At 28.8% G+C, this 6,009-nt stretch carries 4 protein-coding genes and 1 pseudogene; 1 reads left to right on the top strand and 4 read right to left on the bottom strand.

Annotated features, from left to right (window positions below; all coding sequences use genetic code 11):
• Nucleotides 1-94: 94 nt before the first annotated feature.
• Nucleotides 95-688: pseudogene (locus ABWP20_RS18115) on the top strand (IS66 family transposase); the annotation flags it as partial.
• Nucleotides 689-767: 79 nt separating this feature from the next.
• Here ABWP20_RS18115 and ABWP20_RS18110 read toward each other — a convergent pair.
• The 4 genes from ABWP20_RS18110 to ABWP20_RS18095 form a co-directional block, all read right to left on the bottom strand.
• The gene (locus ABWP20_RS18110) at nucleotides 768-1,859 is read right to left on the bottom strand and encodes a DUF6236 family protein (protein WP_353097753.1); all 1,092 of its coding nucleotides are present in this window, start codon (nucleotides 1,857-1,859) and stop codon (nucleotides 768-770) included.
• 254 nt (nucleotides 1,860-2,113) lie between these two features.
• Nucleotides 2,114-3,019 (bottom strand): GIY-YIG nuclease family protein, encoded by a 906-nt coding sequence (locus tag ABWP20_RS18105; RefSeq protein ID WP_353097752.1) that lies wholly within the window; start codon nucleotides 3,017-3,019, stop codon nucleotides 2,114-2,116.
• 231 nt (nucleotides 3,020-3,250) lie between these two features.
• Complete coding sequence (locus tag ABWP20_RS18100) at nucleotides 3,251-3,616, bottom strand: superoxide dismutase family protein (protein ID WP_353097751.1); 366 nt, start codon at nucleotides 3,614-3,616, stop codon at nucleotides 3,251-3,253.
• A 344-nt stretch (nucleotides 3,617-3,960) separates the two neighbouring features.
• Nucleotides 3,961-5,526, bottom strand: a complete 1,566-nt coding sequence (locus tag ABWP20_RS18095; protein ID WP_353097750.1) for an ATP-binding cassette domain-containing protein — start codon at nucleotides 5,524-5,526, stop codon at nucleotides 3,961-3,963.
• Between the last annotated feature and the right edge of the window lie 483 nt (nucleotides 5,527-6,009).

Raw genomic sequence — 6,009 nt, 5'->3', positions numbered from 1 at the left:
ATGCAAGCTTTACTAGATACAAGAAACCGTGCACAACGAATACGTTTTGCTAGAACTAAATACGAAGAGGGGTTAACTGTAAATGAAATATCTTCTGTTATGGGAAGCTTCCCATAACAGAAGATATTTCAAAGATGCTCTTCCTAAGGATATGGAAAGTCCTGAAACCACCTTACCTGCAACAGGGATAGCATATTGCAATCAGTTATTCGACTGGGAACGAAAATTTAAAAACCTGTCACCAGAAGATAGGAAAAAGATGCGTCTAGAAAAAGAAAAACCAGTTCTAGAGGCCTTTTGGTCATGGGTACAAAGTTCAAATGAAAAAGTACTTCCTAAATCGAACATTGGGAAGGCTCTTCAGTATGCCCTAAATCATAAAGAAAAATTAGAAACATATTTAGAAGATGGAAACTGTGTAATCTCCAATAATATTGCAGAAAACAGTATACGCCCATTTACAATAGGGAGGAAAAACTGGACCTTCTGTGGTAGCCCTGAAGGAGCCAATGCAAGTGCATGTGTATATTCACTAGTTGAAACAGCAAAAGCCAATGGATTAAATCCCTATAAATATTTAGAATTTGTGTTATCAAGATTGCCAGGATCTAATTTCAAGACAAATCCTAAAATCTTGGATTTAATGATGCCTTGGAATGAAGTAATTCAAAAAACATGTAAAGCTTAATAAAAGACTTTATGGGAAGATGATACATCATCTTCCCATAGCTATCAATACATCTTTTATTATACGCTTACCTCCCTTATTATAATAATTCATTAAAATCAGTAATTATCTTTTTATTTTTAGCATAATAAAGATATAAAAAACCTTTATCTGAAAGTTTTTCTTTCGTGCTTTTATTAATCGCTAAATAATTTACAGCAATATCGACAGCACCTGCTACCCCTATTCCTGATAAAGTTATTGCAGGACTTATATCTACTAATTTGTGTCCTGCTATTCCAGCACAAATTGCAATAATAGTAGGTGAGTTAATATTAATAACCGACTTTAATGATGATAAAAAAAAGTTTATTCGATATCCTTTAAGCATCTTCATTGTTTCTCTTGCCTCTAATTGAATTGTTTCACTAAATTTAGTTATTTTTTCCTTTAAATCATATTCGCATTCAGAATTACTAATTTGTTCTTCAAATTGATTTACTACCTTACGCAACTCAAGTAAATTGTCTTTATATTTCCTTTTAAATCTTAATATTTTCTCATAAGAAACATCTGGACTAGGAGTAGGTAAAATATTTAAAGATAAGCTTACTACAGGTTTCCTATTATACTTTTGTTTTTTTAAGGCATAATTTATAGGATATAATCTATCTACTTCTCTTATTTGGTCAGTTCCAATAGCTGTAAAGTTAATATCACTTAATGCCGAGTATTTAGCAAGAGTAGACATATATAGATTTCCTAATTGTTTATCCAAAAATATCCACTTATCATGCCTTGATATTATTCTACTTTCAGCAAGAATTTGTCTAATTCCTAGAGTCATTTTGTCTCTATGAATCATATCGTAATCATTAGATAATTCCGGATCATTTTTTACCGTCCTGTAATCTATTTTACCATATTTAAGATTAAGATATCTTTTCAATCTATTACTAACCTCTATTTCAAAATCTTTATAATACTCACTATTCATTAGTTCATCTGGATAAAATGGGCGATATTCTCCTTCATCCCTTAGTTGAGCTATTACCTTACTATTTAAATAAAGGCTTGCTTCCATTTCTCTAGGAACAATAGAACTAATCTCATCCCAATAAAGTAAAGAATTTCTTAGCCAATTTCCATCTGGTATTTCAATATTTGGATAATATAATATTGTTCTTCTCATAACTCTTCTCCTCTTTTATTCTTACTGTTGATTTGAAAAAATTACTATAAATTCTATTTAATTATTGAACTTCAGCATCAAATGGTTCAGCAATCATTAAATTGTTTTGAATCGCATGATCTAACGAAGTAAGTAATACAGTTGATACAAAATCATTTTAACTGATAAGTAATGAATTGATTATGATGCTGACTGCCTTCGATATTTTCTATAGTTATCTAAACTTTTATCATTTATTAATTTTTAAGTACCACCTACTTTTGCTGCCTATTCTCATATTCATCTAATGTCATTCCGTTAGCTAATTTCCACTCTTTTCTACCATTAGTTGATATATTTCTTACAATAGCTGCAGCTGCTGAAGGCGATGTGAAATCTATATCTATATCTTTATCTACTTTCAAGTATCCTTCAAACTCAGCTTCTTTAAAATAACTTTGATTTTCAAGTTGCTTTCTTAATGTTACATAATTATGACTCTTAAAACTACCACTCTCTATCTTTCTTACATATGAGTCTTTTAAAAGTCTATATCCTTCTTGTGTAATAGACATTTGAGCTTTTAATTTATCAGTATTAGTATCTTCTTTCATCTTTGGTATACTAAGGTAAAAAACATCATTTCTGACTGAGTCGTTATTTTCAACTTTTATAGTGCTTCTAGTAAAATCAATAATTCCTAAATTTTTCAGAATAAAAACCACATTTTCAATAAATTGTTCCATATCATCAATATCAGATTCTGGTAATTGGGAGCCTGTAGGTTGATTGTTATTATCTAATTGAATAGTTGTGGGGTTATCCTTTGCAATGCTATATAATGCCTTTTCTAAATATCTGACATGTGCTTTAGTTAAATTTGAATCCTTACTAATGAAAATAACAAACTCTTCCCACCAATCTTTATTTTTTAATTGTTCAGTTATTCTTTTATTTACTTCATCTGCTTCTCCTACATAAATTTTCCTCTGAAAAGTATCTTCTAAGCTAGATATTAAAATATAGATCCCAGGTGTAGATAGCTCATCTATTTGCTGAATTATACTGGTATGTTTTCTCAACCCTATGTATACTTTACCTGTCCAGTTTCCAAGTTCAGCAGTTTTCAAATTTTTTCTACGTTCTCCCATGATGTATAGCTTTATAGATTTGCCTCTCATAATATCCTCCTATGTTTTAAATATTTCACTCATTATAATTACAATACATAACATTTATATTTAAAATATTCTATCTCCACAATATTTTATAAATATAATCCTCTAGCTTATATTCTACACAACTTTCAAGTTTCCTTCTTTTCCCAGCAAATATTTACAAAATTAAAAAGACAAGTAATTTTAACCACTTATCTTATTAACAATACTTCTATTATGTTCTCATTATATATCTTACACTTGTCCATCCCTATTATTCACCACATGATTCGTCACTATAGTCTTCTCATCTACCAACTTTTCCAATGAGTATACACTGCCATGAGGTTGATTTGTAGGATTATAATGTCCTCCTGCAGATTCAAATGGATTATTTGGATCAGTAATTTGACATAATCCATTCTCATGTATATGGAATCCAAAAGGTCCTATAGGCTGCTTATTATCCTCTGCCGGCTTATATGGAGGCAATCCCCATACTTCTACACTTACTTCTGTACCACCTTTTACATCATCGAAAAACACTACACCATGTAAATCTGGATATAAATCCCCACCCCTTATTCTTGCATATGCCTTGGTTCTATTTTTACCACACATACTATCCCTCCCTTCCAATATATAATATGAATGGAAGTTATAATAGGTGTAATTTGATATTTTACTGGACTTAATTTGATACAAATTAGATATAGAAATCTGCAAGACAAATATTTTTATATACATAGAAATTGATAGCTGATTAAGTCAGCCTTAAGTATGGATTGTGATGATTTCTACTCTGGCTTTTATTTATATATTGGTCAAGCTACTGATATATTTCTAAATTTATCTGTTATTTTTGAATTATTTAGTTCTTCATTCCAATTGCCATTTAGTATGTTAGTAATCAAAAAAGAACCATGAATTAACGACTCTATAACTTGTAAATATTATTAAGTATCTTATTTACACGTCTTTAATACAAGTTCTTTATTAGCATAATCCTTTGGAAGATCATCATGAGATATAATAAATATTATCTTATCCTTTCTACTTGCCACTAATTGATTCATAATATCAATGGCACTTTTTTTATCAATATTACTAGTAATTTCATCTAAGATTAGAATTTCTCCCTTGTCATATAAAGCTCTTGCTATTGCTATTTTTTGCTTTTCTCCCCCAGATAAGTTTGAACCCGATTCTTCAATCATAGTATCAAATGACTTGGATTCTAATATAGTTTTAAGAATAGGTTCTTTTTTTAGCTTCTCTTCTATTAATCCATCAATTTCTCGATTAAGAAATAAGTTCTCTCTTAGTGTACCTTTTATTATTGGTACATTTTGAGATAGATAATCAACATTTGAACGTATAGAAAAATTGCTGTATTCTCTAATATCTACTGCATTAATATAAACCCCTTCTGTCACTCGAAATTTGGGTAATAATTTCATCAATGTGCTTTTACCAGTACCACTATTACCTTTTACCCATACAATATCCCCCTTTTTGAAATCTCCTTTTATATTTTTTGCTAATTCTTTATCTTTGATTTTCAATATAGGAATATCAAAGTGCAGTTTATCAATCTGTTTAAGCGTTATGGTTCCATCTTGTTCCAAATGATTATCCCATTCATTTAAAAAATTCATTGCTATCTTCATATCTCTTTTGTTTAAATTAGCATTAGTTATAACGCCAAGATTTTGAAAATAAATTGGCAATAATATAGTAAATAATACCAAGGAAATTCCAATATTACTAGTTTCCAATATTTGATATACTATTAGTACCATAATCATTGTTTGAGCTGTTTGGTTCAAAGATATTATAAATTTTGAAGCAGATTGAGCCAAAATATTAACATCAGCCATGCTCCCATATATGTTATTTAATGTAGGTTCCATTTGATTTAAAATATTCTCATAGGAAGCACTCTGCTTTAGATAATCAGTTTGACTAACAATAGAAAGTATTTTCTGCCATCCTGCTGCTGTATTCTTCTGCAAAGTTTCCGAACGCCTTAATAATTCTTTGTTTAACATCCTAAATCCAAAATAATTAATAGGGATCATAGATAACATAATAAACATGACAATTTTATTCCTCAAAAATACCATTACAAGGATTACTAACATTACTAAAATACTAGACCAAATCATAATATAATCTCCAGTTGCAAAATTATAAATGCTATTAACCCCTATGATAATCCGTTCTATAAGATTAGTTGGTCCCTTTTCAATAACTTCATCATAATTCAAAATAAAAAACTTACTAATCATTCGTTTAAAGTTATTAATATTAAAATCTTTCGCAAATTTTTCTCTAATAATAGTAAAAAGAATCTCTAAAAACAAGGAACCTAGTAGTGCTATTAATAAAATTAATATTCGTTTCTTTGTAAATCCTACTAAATCTCTACTCCACATATTTAACAATATTGGACTAATCAAAGATGTTAGTCCAGTTATAATAACCAATATAAACATACTAATAAAAAATTTACGATATTTGAATTTCATTAGAAATCACCCTCATTTCTTAGAGAACCTCACAGATTAATTCATGAAAGCTGCTAGATTTATAATAAATTTCTAAATCAACTAAACTGAAGTTAAACTACTAAAATTATTTGTTAAAGTATTATAGGCCTATTACTTCTGTTAAAATCCAATAATTGTTTTAGTATTACATGAATAATCTTTAAACTATCAATACCTTGAATGGATAGATATTTCCCTAGTAATTATAATCTCATGGTATAAGCCTTGGTCCTAGATAGATTATAATTTGTACACAAGTTCTTTATCTTCAGCAATCTGTTTACTGTATTTTTTATAATAAGCTATTCCCATTAATATATTATTTAGCAATACACATAATGCTATGCCATATAAAGACATATTGAATATACTTGTAAAAACAATCATCAAAAGTAGAATAAATATATTAATTAACCTGTTGTGCTAGTAAATTTGAGATTAGATAAATTTACCAATTATTTT

The sequence above is a fragment of the Tissierella praeacuta genome (assembly GCF_040396155.1).
GTDB classification, from domain to species: domain Bacteria; phylum Bacillota; class Clostridia; order Tissierellales; family Tissierellaceae; genus Tissierella; species Tissierella praeacuta_A.
Note: the sequence above shows the minus strand (reverse complement) of the source record. Positions and strands in the feature narration are given on the sequence as shown.

Coding starts and splice junctions, on each gene's coding strand:
- ABWP20_RS18110 (WP_353097753.1), bottom strand. CDS start 1,859: ATGAGAAGAACAATATTATATTATCCAAATATTGAAATACCAGATGGA.
- ABWP20_RS18105 (WP_353097752.1), bottom strand. CDS start 3,019: ATGAGAGGCAAATCTATAAAGCTATACATCATGGGAGAACGTAGAAAA.
- ABWP20_RS18100 (WP_353097751.1), bottom strand. CDS start 3,616: ATGTGTGGTAAAAATAGAACCAAGGCATATGCAAGAATAAGGGGTGGG.
- ABWP20_RS18095 (WP_353097750.1), bottom strand. CDS start 5,526: ATGAAATTCAAATATCGTAAATTTTTTATTAGTATGTTTATATTGGTT.